The organism is Agromyces sp. GQ35 (assembly GCF_059758475.1).
On the sequence record NZ_JCAXEO010000003.1, the window covers coordinates 130,556 to 146,462 of the forward strand.

14 protein-coding genes and 1 riboswitch are annotated in these 15,907 nt (G+C 69.8%); of the genes, 5 read left to right on the plus strand and 9 right to left on the minus strand.

Annotation, left to right across the window (positions count from 1 at the left end; translation table 11 throughout):
- Window positions 1–35: 35 nt before the first annotated feature.
- The 7 genes from AC6CH0_RS15745 to AC6CH0_RS15775 form a co-directional block, all read right to left on the minus strand.
- The gene (locus AC6CH0_RS15745; RefSeq protein ID WP_498103284.1) at window positions 36–1,499 is read right to left on the minus strand and encodes an MDR family MFS transporter; all 1,464 of its coding nucleotides are present in this window, start codon (window positions 1,497–1,499) and stop codon (window positions 36–38) included.
- Window positions 1,500–1,741: 242 nt separating this feature from the next.
- A complete protein-coding gene (locus AC6CH0_RS15750) occupies window positions 1,742–1,912 on the minus strand; it encodes a hypothetical protein (RefSeq protein ID WP_498102553.1) in 171 nt (56 codons plus the stop codon).
- Entirely contained in the window at window positions 1,909–3,054 is a 1,146-nt protein-coding gene (locus tag AC6CH0_RS15755) for a cysteine desulfurase family protein (protein WP_498102555.1), read from the minus strand. Before AC6CH0_RS15755 ends, AC6CH0_RS15750 begins: the two co-directional genes overlap by 4 nt.
- Window positions 3,051–3,905: a carboxylating nicotinate-nucleotide diphosphorylase gene (nadC, locus tag AC6CH0_RS15760; protein ID WP_498102557.1), complete on the minus strand. Its 855-nt coding sequence runs from the start codon at window positions 3,903–3,905 to the stop codon at window positions 3,051–3,053. Before nadC ends, AC6CH0_RS15755 begins: the two co-directional genes overlap by 4 nt.
- Window positions 3,905–5,476, minus strand: coding sequence for an L-aspartate oxidase (nadB, locus tag AC6CH0_RS15765; RefSeq protein ID WP_498102559.1), 1,572 nt, complete (start codon window positions 5,474–5,476; stop codon window positions 3,905–3,907). Before nadB ends, nadC begins: the two co-directional genes overlap by 1 nt.
- 1 nt (window position 5,477) lies before the next feature.
- A complete protein-coding gene (gene nadA, locus AC6CH0_RS15770; protein WP_498102561.1) occupies window positions 5,478–6,800 on the minus strand; it encodes a quinolinate synthase NadA in 1,323 nt (440 codons plus the stop codon).
- The gene (locus tag AC6CH0_RS15775; protein ID WP_498102563.1) at window positions 6,797–7,531 is read right to left on the minus strand and encodes an NUDIX hydrolase; all 735 of its coding nucleotides are present in this window, start codon (window positions 7,529–7,531) and stop codon (window positions 6,797–6,799) included. The genes nadA and AC6CH0_RS15775 overlap by 4 nt, the downstream gene beginning before the upstream one ends.
- 156 nt (window positions 7,532–7,687) lie before the next feature.
- Window positions 7,688–7,809: riboswitch (glycine riboswitch) on the plus strand.
- 166 nt (window positions 7,810–7,975) lie between these two features.
- On the opposite strand from AC6CH0_RS15775, the gene gcvT reads away from it, so the two are divergent.
- Genes gcvT through gcvP form a run of 3 tightly spaced genes read left to right on the plus strand, consistent with a single transcriptional unit; the run spans window position 7,976 to window position 12,472 of the window.
- The gene (gene gcvT, locus AC6CH0_RS15780) at window positions 7,976–9,145 is read left to right on the plus strand and encodes a glycine cleavage system aminomethyltransferase GcvT (protein ID WP_498102565.1); all 1,170 of its coding nucleotides are present in this window, start codon (window positions 7,976–7,978) and stop codon (window positions 9,143–9,145) included.
- 49 nt (window positions 9,146–9,194) lie between these two features.
- Window positions 9,195–9,566 carry a glycine cleavage system protein GcvH gene (gene gcvH, locus AC6CH0_RS15785; protein WP_498102567.1) on the plus strand — a complete coding sequence of 124 codons (372 nt, stop codon included), beginning with the start codon at window positions 9,195–9,197 and terminating at the stop codon, window positions 9,564–9,566.
- A gap of 8 nt (window positions 9,567–9,574) precedes the next feature.
- Complete coding sequence (gcvP, locus tag AC6CH0_RS15790; RefSeq protein WP_498102569.1) at window positions 9,575–12,472, plus strand: aminomethyl-transferring glycine dehydrogenase; 2,898 nt, start codon at window positions 9,575–9,577, stop codon at window positions 12,470–12,472.
- Window positions 12,473–12,496: 24 nt separating this feature from the next.
- Here the strand turns inward: gcvP and AC6CH0_RS15795 are convergent, their stop codons facing one another.
- Window positions 12,497–12,751, minus strand: coding sequence for a hypothetical protein (locus AC6CH0_RS15795; protein ID WP_498102571.1), 255 nt, complete (start codon window positions 12,749–12,751; stop codon window positions 12,497–12,499).
- A gap of 88 nt (window positions 12,752–12,839) precedes the next feature.
- Here AC6CH0_RS15795 and AC6CH0_RS15800 point away from each other — a divergent pair, with 88 nt between their 5' ends.
- Window positions 12,840–13,307: a hypothetical protein gene (locus AC6CH0_RS15800; RefSeq protein WP_498102573.1), complete on the plus strand. Its 468-nt coding sequence runs from the start codon at window positions 12,840–12,842 to the stop codon at window positions 13,305–13,307.
- Here AC6CH0_RS15800 and AC6CH0_RS15805 read toward each other — a convergent pair.
- Window positions 13,253–14,017, minus strand: a complete 765-nt coding sequence (locus AC6CH0_RS15805; protein ID WP_498102575.1) for a CPBP family intramembrane glutamic endopeptidase — start codon at window positions 14,015–14,017, stop codon at window positions 13,253–13,255. The genes AC6CH0_RS15800 and AC6CH0_RS15805 overlap by 55 nt on opposite strands.
- 206 nt (window positions 14,018–14,223) lie before the next feature.
- On the opposite strand from AC6CH0_RS15805, the gene AC6CH0_RS15810 reads away from it, so the two are divergent.
- Entirely contained in the window at window positions 14,224–15,846 is a 1,623-nt protein-coding gene (locus AC6CH0_RS15810) for a peptide ABC transporter substrate-binding protein (protein WP_498102577.1), read from the plus strand.
- Window positions 15,847–15,907: the final 61 nt, after the last annotated feature.

Genomic DNA, 15,907 nt, shown 5'->3' on the forward strand with positions numbered 1-15,907 from the left:
GGCCCCTTCGTCGGTCGTGCTCGGGCGCCCATGGCTCAGTGAGCCGCGGGAGCACCCTCCATCATGTCGGCCGGCTTGCGCACGAGGAAGGCACCGACGATCGCCAGCAGCGAGAGGATCGCGCCGACGAGGAACGCGTTGCGGATGCCCGCGGCTGCGGCGATCTCCGCGGAGGCAGCACCTTCGCCGGCCGCCGTCGCGGCGCGCGACGTCATGACGGTGATGAACAGCGTGGTGCCTGCAGCGCCGGCAACCTGCTGAATCGTGCCCACGATCGCCGAGCCGTGCGAGTAGAAGCGCGGTTCGATCGAGCCGAGTGCCGACGTGAACAGCGGCGTGAACATGAACGCGAGGCCGATCGAGAGGGCGACGTGCGCAATGAGCACGAGCCACGGCTCGGTCTGCTCGGTGACGAGCGTGAGCGACCACAGCACGCCGCTCACCACGATGCTGCCGGGAACGAGCAGCGGCGTCGGGCCGAAGCGGTCGAAGAGACGGCCCACGGTCGGGCCGAGCAGGCCCATCGCGAGCCCGCCGGGCAGCACGAGCAGGCCGGTCATCGACGGGCTGAGGTGCAATACGTCTTGCAGGTAGATCGGCAGCAACACGATCGTGCCGAAAAGTGCAGCCATCATGATCGTCATGAGGCCGACGGCGACGGCGAAGTTGCGCGACCGGAGCGTGCGCAGGTCGAGCAGCGCCGCGTCACGGCGCTGGAGCACGATCTGACGGAGGATGAACGCGGTGATGCCGAGCGCGCCCGCGATGAACGCGACCCACATCTGCACCGTGTTGACCGTGTCGGTGCCCGTGACGACTCCGCCGACGAGGCTCAATCCGTAGATCATGCCGCCGAAGCCGACCGCCGAGAGCACGATCGAGAGCGGATCGATCGGGGTGCTGCGGGTCTCGCTCACGTTCTCGACCCGGCGGAAGCCGATGACGAGCATCGTGACCGCGATCGGCAGGACGAGCCAGAACATGAAGCGCCAGTTCAGCGAGTCGAGGATCAGACCCGAGATCGTCGGACCGACTGCCGGCGCGACCGACATCACGATCGAGACGCGGCCCATCAGGCGACCACGATCGGACGGTGCGACGAGGGTCATGAGGGTCGTCATGAGCAGCGGCATCATGATCGCCGTACCGGTCGCCTGCACGACGCGGGCGAGCAGCAGCACCTCGAAGCCCGGAGACAGGGCTGCGAGCAGCGTGCCGGCCGAGAAGAGACTCATCGCGGTGATGAACATCTGGCGGGTCGTGAACCGCTGCAGCAGGAAACCCGTGATCGGGATGACGACGGCCATGGTCAGCATGAACGCCGTCGTGAGCCATTGCGCGGCGGACAGGGTGATGTCGAGATCGACGACCAGATGGGGGATCGCGACGCCCATGATCGTCTCGTTGAGGAAGACCACGAAGGTCGCGGAGAGCAGGAGCCAGATCACCCGGTTGTTGCGGGCGCCGTGCAGCGCCTCGACATCGGAGTGCTCGTGCATCGGGGCGTCGCCGGCAGCGGCGACGCCGGGGTCACGGAGTTCGGGAACGGCGCGTTCGGTCAAGGAGATGTGTCCAATCGATGACGGCGCAGAGGTGCGCCGGAAAATGCGTCGAATAGGTGGGTCAACCCACGGCGGGTGACATGCTATTCCCAGCTTCCGACATCAATCGGAACGCATGGAAACTCGCCCCCGGCGAGGGAGTGCAACCGTGTGGGAACGTCGGTCGTCGCGCGAGCGACTTACGGAGCGGGAGCCGGGCCGTCAGTCGGTGTCGACTCGGGCAGCCAGCCCTTCAGAAGCAGCTCTTCTGGTGCGAGTTCGGCATCGACACGGGCATCGTCGGCCTCGGTGTCGCCGGCCCCGCGGGCGGACTCGTCGTCGGCTGCGGGGGTCGGTGTCGAATTGCTCATATTTCCACGATAGCGCGAACCGCCGACACGGCCCGGGAGACGGCGGCAACGGCGTCCGCGACCTCGTCGGCGGTGGTCGCCGCGCCGAGCGTGAACCGCACCGCCGTCTGCGCGAGCTCCGCCGGGAGGCCGATGGCCGTGAGCACGTGCGAGGGCTCGTCGCTGCCCGCGGCGCAGGCGGAACCGCTCGAGCAGATGACGCCCTCGCGTTCGAGCTCGAGCAGCACGGCCTCGCCGCCGGTGCCGGGGAAGACGAACGAGACGGTGCCCGGCAGCCGGCGTTCGGCGTCGCCGGTGAGGCGCGCGCCGGGGACGGTCGCGGTCACTCGCGCGATGAGCTCGGCGCCGAGCGGGCCGACGTGCGCCGCAGCATGAGCTCGCTCGCCCTCTGCGAGTCGTAGGGCGGTCGCGAACGCGACCGCGCCGGCGACGTTCTCGGTGCCGGAGCGGCGCCCGCGTTCCTGTCCGCCGCCGTGCAGCACCGGTTCGATGGGGAGTCGCCCGCGCACGATCAGGGCGCCCGTGCCCTTCGGCGCCCCGACCTTGTGGCCGGCGAGCGACAGCGCGTCGACCCCGAGCTCGTCGAGTCGAACCGACAGCCAGCCGGCGGCCTGCACGGCATCGGTGTGCATCAGGGCGCCCGCGGCGTGGGCCACCTCGGCGAGGCGGGTGATCGGCTGCACGGTGCCGATCTCGTTGTTCGCGAGCTGCACGGACACGAGCGTGGTGTCGGGTCGCATGGCGCGGGCGAGGGCTTCGGTTTCGACGATGCCGCCCGCGTCGACGGCGACCTCGGACACCTCGAACCCGTGTTCCCGCGCAAGGTAGGCGGCCGACTCGAGCACGGCCTCGTGCTCGATCGGCGAGACGACGAGGTGACGGCCGCGGGGGTTCGCGAGGGCGAGCCCCTTCACCGCGAGGTTGTCGGCCTCGGTGCCGCCGCTCGTGAAGACCACGTCGCCCGGACGACAGCCGACGACTTCGGCGACCGTCGCGCGCGCGTCGGCGAGGGCGCGCGCCGCCCGGTCGCCGAGCCCGTGCCGGCTCGACGGATTGCCGAACGCACCAGTGAGGAACGGCCACATCGCCTCGAGCGCCTCCCGGCGCACGGGGGTCGTCGCTGCGTGGTCGAGGAAGATCACGGCTCGACCACCACGTCGAGCCCGAGGTCGAGGGCGCGCACCGAATGCGTGAGCGCGCCGACCGAGATGACGTCGACACCGGTGGCGGCGATCTCGGCCACCGCATCGAGCGTGACACCGCCGGATGCCTCGACGACCGCCCGGCCCGCGATGAGCGCGACGCCGTCGCGAAGCCCCTCGATCGAGAAGTTGTCGAGCATGACCGTGTCGGCACCGCCCGCGAGGACGGCCTCGATCTGGTCGAGCCGATCGACCTCGACTTCGAGGTGGGCGGTGTGCGGCATCCGATCGCGCGCCGCTCGCAGCGCGGTCGCGAGATCGAGCCCGCCCGCGGTGAGCACCGCGAGGTGATTGTCCTTCGCCATCACCGCGTCGGAGAGCGAACGGCGGTGGTTGCGGCCGCCGCCGTCGCGCACCGCCTGCCGCTCGAGGCTGCGCAGCCCGGGCGTCGTCTTGCGGGTGTCGACGATTCGCGCGCTCGTGCCCGCGGCGGCAGCGACGTAGCGGGCGGTCTGCGTCGCGATGCCCGACATCCGCTGCACGAAGTTCAGTCCGATGCGCTCGGCCCGCAGGATGCCGCGCGCGGGTCCGCTCACCCGTGCGAGCACCGCGCCCGCCGCGAATGCGTCGCCATCGCCGGCGTGCAGCTCGACGACGACCGAGGGATCGACCAGCCGGAACGCCGCCGTGAACACGGCGACGCCGCTCAGCACACCGGCCTCGCGGGCGACGAGTTCCGCGGTCGCGCGCGCCGCTGCCGGGATGAGGGTCTCCGAGGTGAGGTCGCCCCACGGGGCATCCTCGTCGAGGGCGGCGCCGACGATGCGGTCGATCTCACGTGCGTCGGTCATCAGGCAGCCTCTCGGTCGAGGGTCGGGGCGGTTGCCGGTGTCGGCGTGATCGGTCCCGTACCCGCCGCCGTCCTCGGGTCGTCGGTGCGGAAGTGGGCGCCGAGGCTCTCGGGGCGCGCCAGGGCGGCGGCGACGGTCAGTCGAGCGAGGTCGAGCAGGTTGCGGTCCTCGGCGGAGCGCCGATCGATCGGCGCCGGTGCTCGCCACCGGCCCAGCCGAGCGGATGCCGCGGCGAGACCATTCGCGTCGCGCTCGAGACCGACGTGGCGCCACATCAACTCGCGCAGCTCGTCGCGGTCGACATCGGGCAGCCCGACCTCGCCGGATCGGTGCTTCGATGCGGAGTCGTTCACACCCGGCACACGCACCGGCACCGGCACGGGCGAAGGCGCCGGCGACTCGGCCCGAGCATCGCCGAGCGCCAGCACCGCGCGCTCGGCGAACACGGCCGCCTCGAGCAGCGAGTTCGAGGCGAGTCGGTTCGCGCCGTGCACCCCGGTGCGGGCGACCTCGCCGATCGCGAAGAGACCCGGCACGCTCGAGCGGCCGTGCAGGTCGGTGACCACGCCGCCCATCGCGTAGTGCGCAGCAGGGGTCACGGGCACCGGTGCGCGCCCCCAATCGAACCCTGCGGCGCGGACGACGGCGTCGAGCCCGGGGAAGCGCCGTGCCAGGGTCTCGCCGCCGAGGGCGACGGCATCGAGCAGCACCGGCGCGCCGCCCTGCTCGAGCGAGCGTCGCCAGACGGCGCGGGCCACGACGTCGCGGGGCGCGAGTTCGCTGCGGGAGTCGACGTCGACCATGAAACGGTGCCCCCGCGCATCGCGAAGCACCGCACCCTCGCCCCGTACGGCCTCGGAGATGAGCGGCGTCCCGGGCGCGGCGAGCGCGGTCGGGTGGAACTGGGTGAACTCGAGGTCGGCGACCTCCGCCCCGGCGCGCCACGCCGCCGCCACGCCGTCACCCGTCGCGACCGCCGGGTTCGTCGTATGCGCGTAGAGGCATCCGCTCCCACCGGTGGCCAGCATCACGGCGTCGGCGCGGCGATCGACGAGTGCTCCGGATGCCGCCAGCAGCCGTGCTCCGACGGCGCGACCGCCTTCGACCAGCAGGTCGACGAGCATCGTGTGCTCGTCGATCTGCACTCCGCGGCGGCGCACGGTGCCGACGAGTGCGCGCTCGATCGCGGCGCCGGTGGCATCGCCGCCGGCGTGCAGGATGCGGGCACGCGAGTGTGCGGCCTCGAGCCCTCGCTCGAGGCCCGACTCGCCGCGGTCGAAGGCGACGCCGAATCGGATCAGGTCGCGAACCCGGGCGGGCCCCTCGTCGACGAGCACGCGCACCGCGGCGGGATCGGCGAGTCCTGCGCCCGCGTCGATCGTGTCGGCGAAGTGCCGCTCGGCCGAGTCGTCGGGGAAGAGCGCCGCCGCGATGCCGCCCTGGGCGTAGCGGGTGTTGCCCTCTGCGAGCTCGGTCTTCGCGACGAGTTCGACCGTGTGCCCGGCATCGCTCGCCTTGACCGCGGCCCAGAGGCCCGCGATGCCGCCGCCGATCACGAGCACGCGTGCCATGTCAGGCCGCCGCAACCGGGGGCTTCGCCGCGAGCATCCGCTCGAGCGCGAGTCGAGCGGGCTCGGCGACGGCGTCGGCGACCGTGATGCGATTGACGATGCGGCCGGCGACGAGCTCTTCGAGCACCCAGGCGAGGTAACCGGGGTGGATGCGGTACATCGTCGAGCACGGGCACACGACGGGGTCGAGGCAGAAGATCGTGTGCTGCGGATATTCGGCGGCGAGGCGCTGCACCAGGTTGATCTCGGTGCCGATCGCGAAGGTCGAGCCGGCGGGTGCCGCGGCGATCGCCTTCACGATGAAGTCGGTCGAGCCCGCGGCATCCGCTGCGTCGACGACAGGCATGGGGCACTCGGGGTGCACGATGACCTGCACGCCGGGGTGCGTCTCGCGCGCCGCGGCGATCTGGTCGACGGTGAATCGCTTGTGCACCGAACAGAAGCCGTGCCAGAGGATGACGCGGGCGTCGTCGAGCTCGCTCGCAGTGCTGCCGCCGAGTGCCTTGCGCGGGTTCCACATCGGCATCTGCTCGAGCGGCACGCCCATGGCCTTCGCGGTGTTCCGGCCGAGGTGCTGGTCGGGGAAGAAGAGCACCCGCCGTCCGCGCTCGAACGCCCACTCGAGCACCGTCTTCGCGTTGGACGAGGTGCACACGATGCCCCCGTGCCGGCCGACGAATCCCTTCAGCGCCGCCGAGGAGTTCATGTAGGTGACGGGAATCACCGGCACGCGGCCGTCGGCGTCGGTCGCGGTGAGATCGCCGTAGACCGATTCGAGCTGCTCCCAGCACTCCTCGACGCTCGACTCGTCGGCCATGTCGGCCATCGAGCAGCCTGCGGCGAGGTTCGGCAGGATCACGGCCTGCTCGGGTGTGGAGAGCAGGTCGGCGGTCTCGGCCATGAAGTGCACGCCGCAGAACACGATCGCCTCGGCGTCGGGCCGGGTGAGAGCGGCGTTCGCGAGCTGGAACGAGTCGCCGACGAAATCGGCGTGCTCGATGACCTCGTCGCGCTGGTAGAAGTGGCCGAGTACGACGACGCGGTCGCCGAGCGTCGCCTTCGCCGCGCGGATGCGGTCGTGCAACTCGTTGTTCGCGGCGACACGGTACGACTCGGGCAGCGCGCCCTGCCGCGGTGAGCCGGTGGGGATCACGTCGCCCATCGACGAACCGGGGCCGTAGCCGATCGGGCCCTGATCGAACTCCCACGGCCCGCTCGCGAGCTCTGGGGCGCAGGTCGCGCCGGCCGTCGCGCCGGTCGTGATCAACCGGATGGCGCGGTCGACGGATGCCGCGGCGCGCGTCTCATCGATGGAAATGGTCATGATGCGGGTCGCTCTCTCATGAGTGGTGGGGTTTCCGTGAATCGTTCGCTCGCGTCGGAGGTCGACGGCGACGCGTCGTAGCGGTAGAGCTTGGGCGGTCGGTGCGCCGCGCCGGCCACGACCTCGCCGGTCTCGCGGAGTCGCCGCGAAGCGATCATCGTGCGGCGGAAGTTCGCCGGGTCGAGCGATCGCTGCAGCACCGCCTCGTACACCTCGCGGAGCTCGGCGATGGTGAACGTCTCGCCGAGGAACGCGTGGGCGATCTCGGCGTACTCGACCTTGGTGCGCAACCGCCAGAGCGCGTACTCGATGATGCGGTTGTGATCGAATGCGAGCTCGGGCAGGGTGTCGGCCGGAACCCACCGCACGTTCGGCCCCGCTGTCGCCCGCGCCGCCTCGTCGCTCTGCACGAGCGCCCAGTAGACGACCGAGACGACGCGGATGCCGGGGGAGCGGTCGACCTCGCCGAAGGTGTAGAGCTGCTCGAGGTATTTGGGGGCGAGGCCGGTCGTCAGTCGCAGTGTGCGGGCCGCGGCGGCCTCGAGCTCCTCGTTCGGCGGCAGCCAGCCACCGGGCAGCGCCCAGAGGCCGAGCTGCGGCTCACGGGTGCGGCGTACGAGGGGGGTCCAGAGCACGGGGCGGCCGCTGCGGTCGGGGCGCAGGGCGAAGATCACCGTCGACACCGCAAGGCGCGTCGGCGCGTCTGCCGGCATGTCGTGCGACTGGGGCATCCGCGGTTCTCCGATCTTCAGGTCAGCTTGACTCGAACTCGTACCGTTCACCTTACAGTCAGTTCGACTCGAACACCATTCGACGGCCCGGCTCCCAGTCCGATCCTGCGGGCCCGCCCGCTGCTAGGATCGGAGCACAACCTCATACCGGGCCATCGACGCGTCGCGGGAGAGCCGGCAGTCCTGTCAACGCACCACGTGGTTGACGGGTCGCAGGCCGGCACCGAAGGAGCAAGCCTCCCTGCCAATCTCTCAGGTCACTACACCGCGATGACGAGGCCACTCTGAAAAGTGGAACCGCGCGCCCGCGGCTTCCCGCCCACGGTGAAAGCGCGTCGACCCCGCGTGAAACTCTCAGGCTCATGACAGAGGGGGAGTTCCCACACGGCTCGCCGTGCGATTCGTGACCATGCCGGTCGTGACCGGCGAGTCTGGAGAACTCTCGTGACCATCGAACCCGGTACCGCCAGCCCCGAACGGCTGAGCCCCCTCGACGCCGTGCACCGTGCAGCGGGGGCGAGCTTCACCGACTTCGCCGGCTGGCAGATGCCGGTGCGGTACTCAAGCGACCTCGCCGAGCACCACGCCGTGCGCACGTCCGCGGGCATCTTCGACCTCTCGCACATGGGCGAGATCGTGCTCATCGGCCCCGATGCCGCTGCCGCGCTCGACTTCGCGCTCGCCGGCAGGCTCTCGGCGATCGAGATCGGCCAGGCGAAGTACTCCCTGCTGCTCGCCGACGGCGGCGGCATCATCGACGACCTGGTCGTCTACCGCACGGGCGACGACCGTTACATGGTCGTGGCGAACGCGTCGAACGCCGCTGTCGTCGCCGACGAACTGCGCACCCGTGCAGCCGGCTTCGACACGATCGTGACCGACGAGAGCGATGACGTCGCGCTCGTCGCCGTGCAAGGGCCCGATGCGCGGGCCATCCTGCTCGAGACGCCGGGCTTCGGCGTCGACGGGCCCGGCAACGATGCCGAGGACTTCGACGTGCAGCTCGGAGCCCTGAAGTACTACCGCGCGTTCCCCGCCACCTTCGAAGGCCAGCCCGTGCTGGTCGCTCGAACCGGGTACACCGGCGAAGACGGCTTCGAGCTCTACGTCGCGCCCGAACGGGCATCGCGGCTCTGGGAGGCGCTCGTCGAGACGGGCGGACCCCGGCTCACGCCGTGCGGCCTCGCGAGCCGCGACACGCTGCGCCTCGAAGCCGGCATGCCGCTCTACGGCCATGAGCTCAGCCGAGACACCCTGCCCGTGCAGGCCGGCCTCGGTCGTGTCGTGGCGCTCGCGAAGCCGGGCGACTTCGTCGGTCGCGCGGCCATCGAGCAGGGCCCGGCAGCGGATGCCCCGGTGCTCGTCGGCCTCACCGCGACCGGCCGCCGTGCGCCGCGCGCCGACTACGAGGTGTTCGACGGCGATGGCGAGGCGGCGACCCGCGTGGGTGTCGTGACGAGCGGCGCGCTCTCGCCGACGCTCGGACACCCGATCGCGATGGCGTCCGTCGTCCCCGATGCCGCCGAGACCGGCAGGGAGCTGTTCGTCGATGTGCGGGGCACGCGAGTCGCAGCAACCGTCGTTCCCCTCCCCTTCTACAAGCGCAACGCCTGACCCGGCACCCGCCGCCAGCACCGACCACACCACTCTCGAGGAGCACGTCATGACCGACCAGACCGAACTGCACTACACCGAAGAACACGAGTGGATCGCCGTCGACGGCGACATCGCGACGATCGGCATCACCGACTATGCCGCCGACAAGCTCGGTGACGTCGTCTACGTCGAGCTGCCCGCAGCGGGCACCACCGTGACCGAGAGCACCGTCGTCGGCGAGATCGAGTCGACGAAATCGGTCGGCGAGCTCTTCGCTCCCGTCAGCGGCGAGGTGGTCGAGGCGAACCAGGCCGTCGTCGACTCGCCCGAACTCGTCAACAGCGACCCGTTCGGCGAGGGCTGGCTCATCAAGGTGAACGCCTCGAGCCTGCCGAAGTTCCTCACCCACGACGAATACCGCGCACTGGTCGGAGAGTAACGAACCACATGAGCACCCCCACCTCTTCAGCCTTCGACCTCGACGCCTTCGGCCGTCGCCACATCGGCACGAGCCCGAGCGACCACGGGCTCATGCTCGCCGAGCTCGGCTACGACTCCCTCGACGCGCTGATGGGCGCCGCGGTGCCCACGTCGATCCGCATGGGGGAGGTGCTCAACTCGGCGATCCCGGCCGCGGCGACCGAGCGCGAGGCGCTCGCCGAACTCGCGGCACTCGCCGAACAGAACACCGTGCGCACCTCGATGATCGGCCTCGGCTACTTCGGCACGATCACGCCGTCGGTCATCCAGCGCAACGTGCTCGAGAACCCGAGCTGGTACACCGCCTACACGCCGTACCAGCCCGAGATCTCCCAGGGCCGGCTCGAGGCGCTCATCAACTTCCAGACGATGGTCACCGACCTCACCGGGCTCGACACGGCGAACGCGTCGATGCTCGACGAGGGCACCGCGGTCGTCGAGGGCATGCTGCTCGCGCGCCGCGCCTCGAAGTCGACGTCGAACCGCTTCATCGTCGACGCCGACGTGCTGCCGCAGACCCTCGCGCTGCTCGAGTCGCGTTCGGTCGCGGTCGGCATCGAGCTCGTCGTCGCGTCGCTCGATGAGGCGACGGATGTCGCCGCCTTCGGCGAGCACTTCGGTCTCTTCGTGCAGTACCCGGGCGCATCGGGCCGTGTGTGGAACCCGGCATCCGTCATCGCGGCGTCGAAGGCGCAGGGCGGTCTCGTCGTCGCGGCGGCCGACCTGCTCGCGCTCGCGCTCATCACGAGCCCTGGTGAACTCGGCGCCGACGTCGCGGTGGGCACCTCCCAGCGCTTCGGGGTGCCCATGGGCTTCGGCGGACCGCACGCCGGCTACATGGCCGTGCGCAAGGGCCTCGAACGCCAGCTGCCGGGGCGCCTCGTCGGCGTCTCGAAAGATGCCGTCGGCGCGCCGGCCTATCGACTCACCCTGCAGGCTCGTGAGCAGCACATCCGCCGCGAGAAGGCGACCTCGAACATCTGCACCGCGCAGGTGCTGCTCGCCGTCATGGCGTCGATGTACGCGGTGTACCACGGGCCCCGTGGCATCCGTCACATCGCCGTCTCGACCGCGGCGAAGGCGACCGCGCTCGCCGAGGTGCTCACCGGGCACGGCCTGACGCTCGTGAACGACACCTTCTTCGACACGATCCGGGTGCACGTGCCCGGGCTCGCCGGCAACATCGTCGAGCGTGCCCGCGCGCTCGGCGTGAACGTGTGGGAGGCCGATGAGGCGACCGTGCACGTCGCCGTCGACGAGACCACCACCGAGGTCGAGCTGTCGCTCGTGGCCCACGCATTCGGCCTGCCCGAGAGCACTCCGGTCACCGTCGACGTCTCGACGCTGCCGGCCGTCGCCGACGGCGCCCTCCGCCGCACGAGCGGCTACCTCGAGCACCCGGTGTTCAACACGCACCAGTCCGAGACGCAGATGATGCGGTACCTGAAGACACTCGCCGACCGTGACTATGCGCTCGACCGCGGCATGATCCCGCTCGGCTCGTGCACGATGAAGCTCAATGCGGCCACCGAGATGCAGTCGGTCACGTGGCCCGAGTTCGCGAACCTGCACCCCTTCGCACCCGAGTCCGACGTCGTCGGCACGCTCGGCCTCATCGAGCAGCTCGAGAGCTGGCTCGCCGAGGTGACGGGCTACGACACCGTGTCGCTGCAGCCGAACGCGGGCAGTCAGGGCGAGCTCGCCGGACTCCTCGCGATCCGCGGCTACCACCTCGCGAACGGCGAGGCCGACCGCGATCTCTGCCTCATCCCCTCGAGCGCCCACGGCACGAACGCGGCCTCAGCCGTGCTCGCCGGCATGCGCGTCGTCGTCGTCGCGTGCGACGAGCTCGGCAACGTCGACCTCGACGACCTGCGCGCGAAGATCGCCGAGCACGCCGATCGCATCGCCGCGCTCATGATCACCTACCCCTCGACGCACGGCGTCTACGAGCACGAGGTCAAGCAGATCACCCAGGCCGTGCACGATGCCGGCGGCCAGGTCTACGTCGACGGCGCGAACCTCAACGCGCTGCTCGGGTACGCGCGCTTCGGAGACTTCGGCGGCGACGTGTCGCACTTGAACCTGCACAAGACGTTCTGCATCCCGCACGGCGGTGGCGGCCCCGGCGTCGGCCCGGTCGCGGCGAAGGCGCACCTCGCGCCGTACCTGCCCGGGCATCCGATGGCGCAGCGCGCCGACCACTCGGGCGGTGTCACGCACGACGGCGGACCGGTCTCGGCTGCGCCCTACGGCAGCCCGTCGATCCTGCCGATCTCGTGGGCCTACGTGCGCATGATGGGCTCCGAGGGCCTGAAGCAGGCGACGGCCACGGCCGTGCTCGCGGCGAACTTCGTCGCGTCGCGCTTGCGCGAGCACTTCCCGGTGCTCTACACGGGCGACAACGGGCTCGTGGCGCACGAGTGCATCCTCGACCTGCGACCTCTCACGGCAGCCACGGGAGTGACGGTCGACGATGTCGCGAAGCGGCTCGTCGACTACGGCTTCCACGCGCCGACGATGTCGTTCCCGGTCGCCGGGACGCTCATGGTCGAGCCGACCGAGTCGGAGGATCTCGCCGAGCTCGAGCGCTTCGTCGAGGCGATGGTCGCCATCAAGGCCGAAGCCGACGCGGTCGCCGGCGGTCGATGGCCGGCCGACGACAACCCGCTCGTGAATGCGCCGCACACCGCGGAGTCGGTCATCGCGGGGGAGTGGACCCACCCCTACACCCGCGAAGAGGCCGTCTACCCGGTGCATGCGCTCGTGCGCAACAAGTACTGGGCTCCAGTGCGTCGCATCGACCAGGCCTACGGCGACCGCAACCTCGTGTGCGCGTGCCCGCCGGTCGAGGCGTTCGCGTAGCGAGCGACGATTCGCCGTCTGCAGTCACGGCGCACGCGGAGCGAGACGAGCGGGGGCGGCGTGCCGCCCTCGCTCGAGGTACTCGCGGCGGCCGGAGGCTGCACCACTGAGCGAACTACGGGCGGCGACCCGCAATTCGGCGGCGCGGAGCTCTGCCGCTCGGCGTGCCTCGGCTCGAGTCGTGGTGCCGCGGATCAGTGCGAGTGCGAACATGCTGTGCGCTCCATCGGGTCGGCCGGCCGGTGACGGCAGCACCTCGAAGGCGAGGGCCGGTCTCATGCTGGCGCCCGCGAGAGCGACGCAGATCAGGGTGAGCCCGATCACTGCTCCGGGAGTACACTGAGATTCTCTCAGGATAGGGGGCGTCATGACCGTCGATCTCCTCGGACTGCTCGCGACAGCCGGTTTCCTCGGGCTCCTCGTCGGAACCTCGGTGCTCGCCGGTCGCGGCTTCGGACTCGAGCAGCGTGCCGGTCTCCTCGAGCGACGCGACCCCGGCACTGCGGCCGCGCTGCGTCGAGCTCAATCCGTCACCGACTTCGCGAGCGTCGGGATCTACGCCAATGAGGGGTTCTCGGCGGTGTGCACTCCGAGCCGGCGCAGTGGGCTCGAGATGGCGCGTCTTCGGGCGACCGATTCCGACCTGCGCGTCGAAGCCGCCGAGGAGAGCCTGCCACCGATGCCGGCAACTGTCGTCGCGCTCGGCGACAGTCGGCACGTGGCCACGGCGCCGCGCTCCAGGCATCCGCACCGATCAGGCCAGTCGCCCACCACTGCGCCTCAGCCGGCCGGAACCGCGAAGAGCGCCGGCCACCAGCCCACGGCGAGCGGGTAGCCGACGAACGAGATGATGTCGATGATCCAGTGCGCGACGACGAGCGGCATCGTGCGCCCCCATCGCTGGTAGCACCAGCCGAATACGATGCCCATCGCGACGTTGCCGAAGAACGGCCCGAAGCCTTGGTACAGGTGGTAGCTGCCCCGCAGCACCGCGCTCGACAGGATCGTCGCCCACGGACCGACGCCGAGTTCCCTGAACCGGGTGAAGAGGTAGCCGATGACGATGATCTCTTCGGTGAGTGCCGCCTCGAGCGCACGGAATACGAGGATCGGCACCGTCCACCACAGCCAATCGGCGGGTGAGGCCTCCACGGCGACGGTGACGCCGAGTGCACGGCCGAGCGCGTAGAGGGCGATTCCCGGCGCGCCGATGGCGACCACGAGCAGCACGCCGGACAACGCGTCGCGGCCTGGTCGCGACAGGTCGAGCCCGATCCGGCGGAAGGGGTTTCCGCCCGGCTGCCAGAGCAGGTAGAGCACGAGGGCGACGGCGAACAGCCCGAAGAAGACGTCGAGGAATTGATAGGTGAAGTCGAGCCATTCACGGGGCGCGCGAGATGGGTTCAGGGCCACCGACTGCTCCCCGAGCGGCGTTTCGTCGGTGACTTTCGCGACGATCGAGACGATCGAATAGACCGCGGATGCCCCGAGTGACAGCCCGAGCACGATGACGACCTCGAGTCGCAGTCGTCGTGCAGCAGACATGCCGCAATCTTCGCACGAGGGTCCGAAACGCAAGAATCGTGCGGATCAGCGCCGAATTTCGGCGAAGCATGTGACGCTAGGTTGCGCGTCGGTAACGGTTTGCCCTTCGGGTTTGCTTCGGGGTGACCGGGTTCATAGTCTCGATCTACCAGCGCTCCAGCGCGGCCACGAGCCGTGTTGCGTCGCATATCTCATCAGGAGGAACATTGAAGATCAAGAGAATCGGCGTAGCCGCCATTGCTCTTGCCGCCGCCGGCGCATTGACGCTGTCGGGCTGCACGAGTGGCGGCGCTGACCCGTCGGCGCCCGCGGGCGATGCCACCGCGGTCATCACGACCAACGGCTCCGAGCCCCAGAACCCGCTGATCCCCACCAACACCAACGAGGTTGGTGGCGGCAAGATCCTCGACGCGATCTTCGCGGGCCTCGTCTACTACGACGCCGAGGGCGCTGCCCACAACGACGTCGCCGAGTCGATCGAGACCGAAGACGCTCAGAACTACACGATCAAGTTGAAGGCCGACCAGACCTTCTCCGACGGCTCGCCCGTCACGGCGAGCTCCTTCGTCGACGCGTGGAACTACGGCGCCGACACGGGCAACGAGCAGCTCTCGCAGTACTTCTTCGAGTCGATCGAGGGCTTCAGCTACGAAGAGTCGGTCCCCGAGCTTCCGGGCCTCGAGGTCGTCGATGACACGACGTTCACGGTCGCACTGAAGCAGCCCGAGTCGGACTTCCCGCTGCGTCTCGGCTACTCGGCCTTCTACCCGCTGCCCGAGGGCGCGCTCGACGACCCCGCCGGCTTCGGTGAGAACCCCGTCGGCAACGGCCCGTACATGCTCGACGGCGAAGGCGCCTGGAAGCACAACGAGAAGATCGACCTCGTCGTCAACCCCGACTACGACGGTCCCCGCAAGGCGGTCAACGGTGGTCTGAGCATCATCTTCTACGCCTCGCAGGACGCCGCGTACGCGGACCTCCAGGGTGGCAACCTCGACGTGCTCGACGCGATCCCCGACTCCGCTCTCGAGACCTTCGAAGACGAGTTCGGCGACCGCTCGGTCACCCAGGCCGCCGCGATCTTCCAGTCGTTCACGATCCCCGCGCGTCTGCCGCACTTCTCGGGCGAAGAGGGCAACCTCCGTCGCCAGGCGATCTCGCTCGCGATCAACCGTGAAGAGGTCACCGACGTGATCTTCGCCGGCACCCGTACCCCGGCACACGACTTCACGTCGCCGGTCATCGACGGCTACTCGGAAGAGATCCCCGGTTCCGAGGTGCTCGAGTACAACCCCGACGAGGCGAAGAAGCTGTGGGCCGAGGCCGACGCGATCGCTCCGTGGGACGGCACCTTCAAGATCGCCTACAACGCCGACGGCGGCCACCAGGCCTGGGTCGACGCTGTGGCGAACGGCCTGAAGAACACGCTCGGCATCGACGCGGCGGGCGACCCCTACCCGACGTTCGCCGAAGCTCGCACGAAGATCACCGACCGCACCATCCAGACGGCATTCCGTTCGGGCTGGCAGGCGGACTACCCGGCGCTCTTCAACTTCCTCGGCCCGCTCTACGGAACCGGTGCCGGTTCCAACGACGGCGACTACTCGAACCCCGAGGTCGACACCCTGCTGACCGAAGGCCTCGCCGAGACCGACATCGAAGCAGCCAACGAGAAGTTCCAGGCCGCGCAGGAGATCCTCTTCCAGGACCTCCCGGCCGTTCCGCTGTGGTACTCCACGGTCAACGGCGCTTGGAGCGAACTGGTCAACGACGTCGAGTTCGGCTGGAACTCGGTGCCGCTGTACTACCAGATCACCAAGAGCGAGTAATTCTCGATCGAGGACGCCTCGGGGTTAGACTCTGAGACGCCCGTGGGGCGGCAGCCGAGCA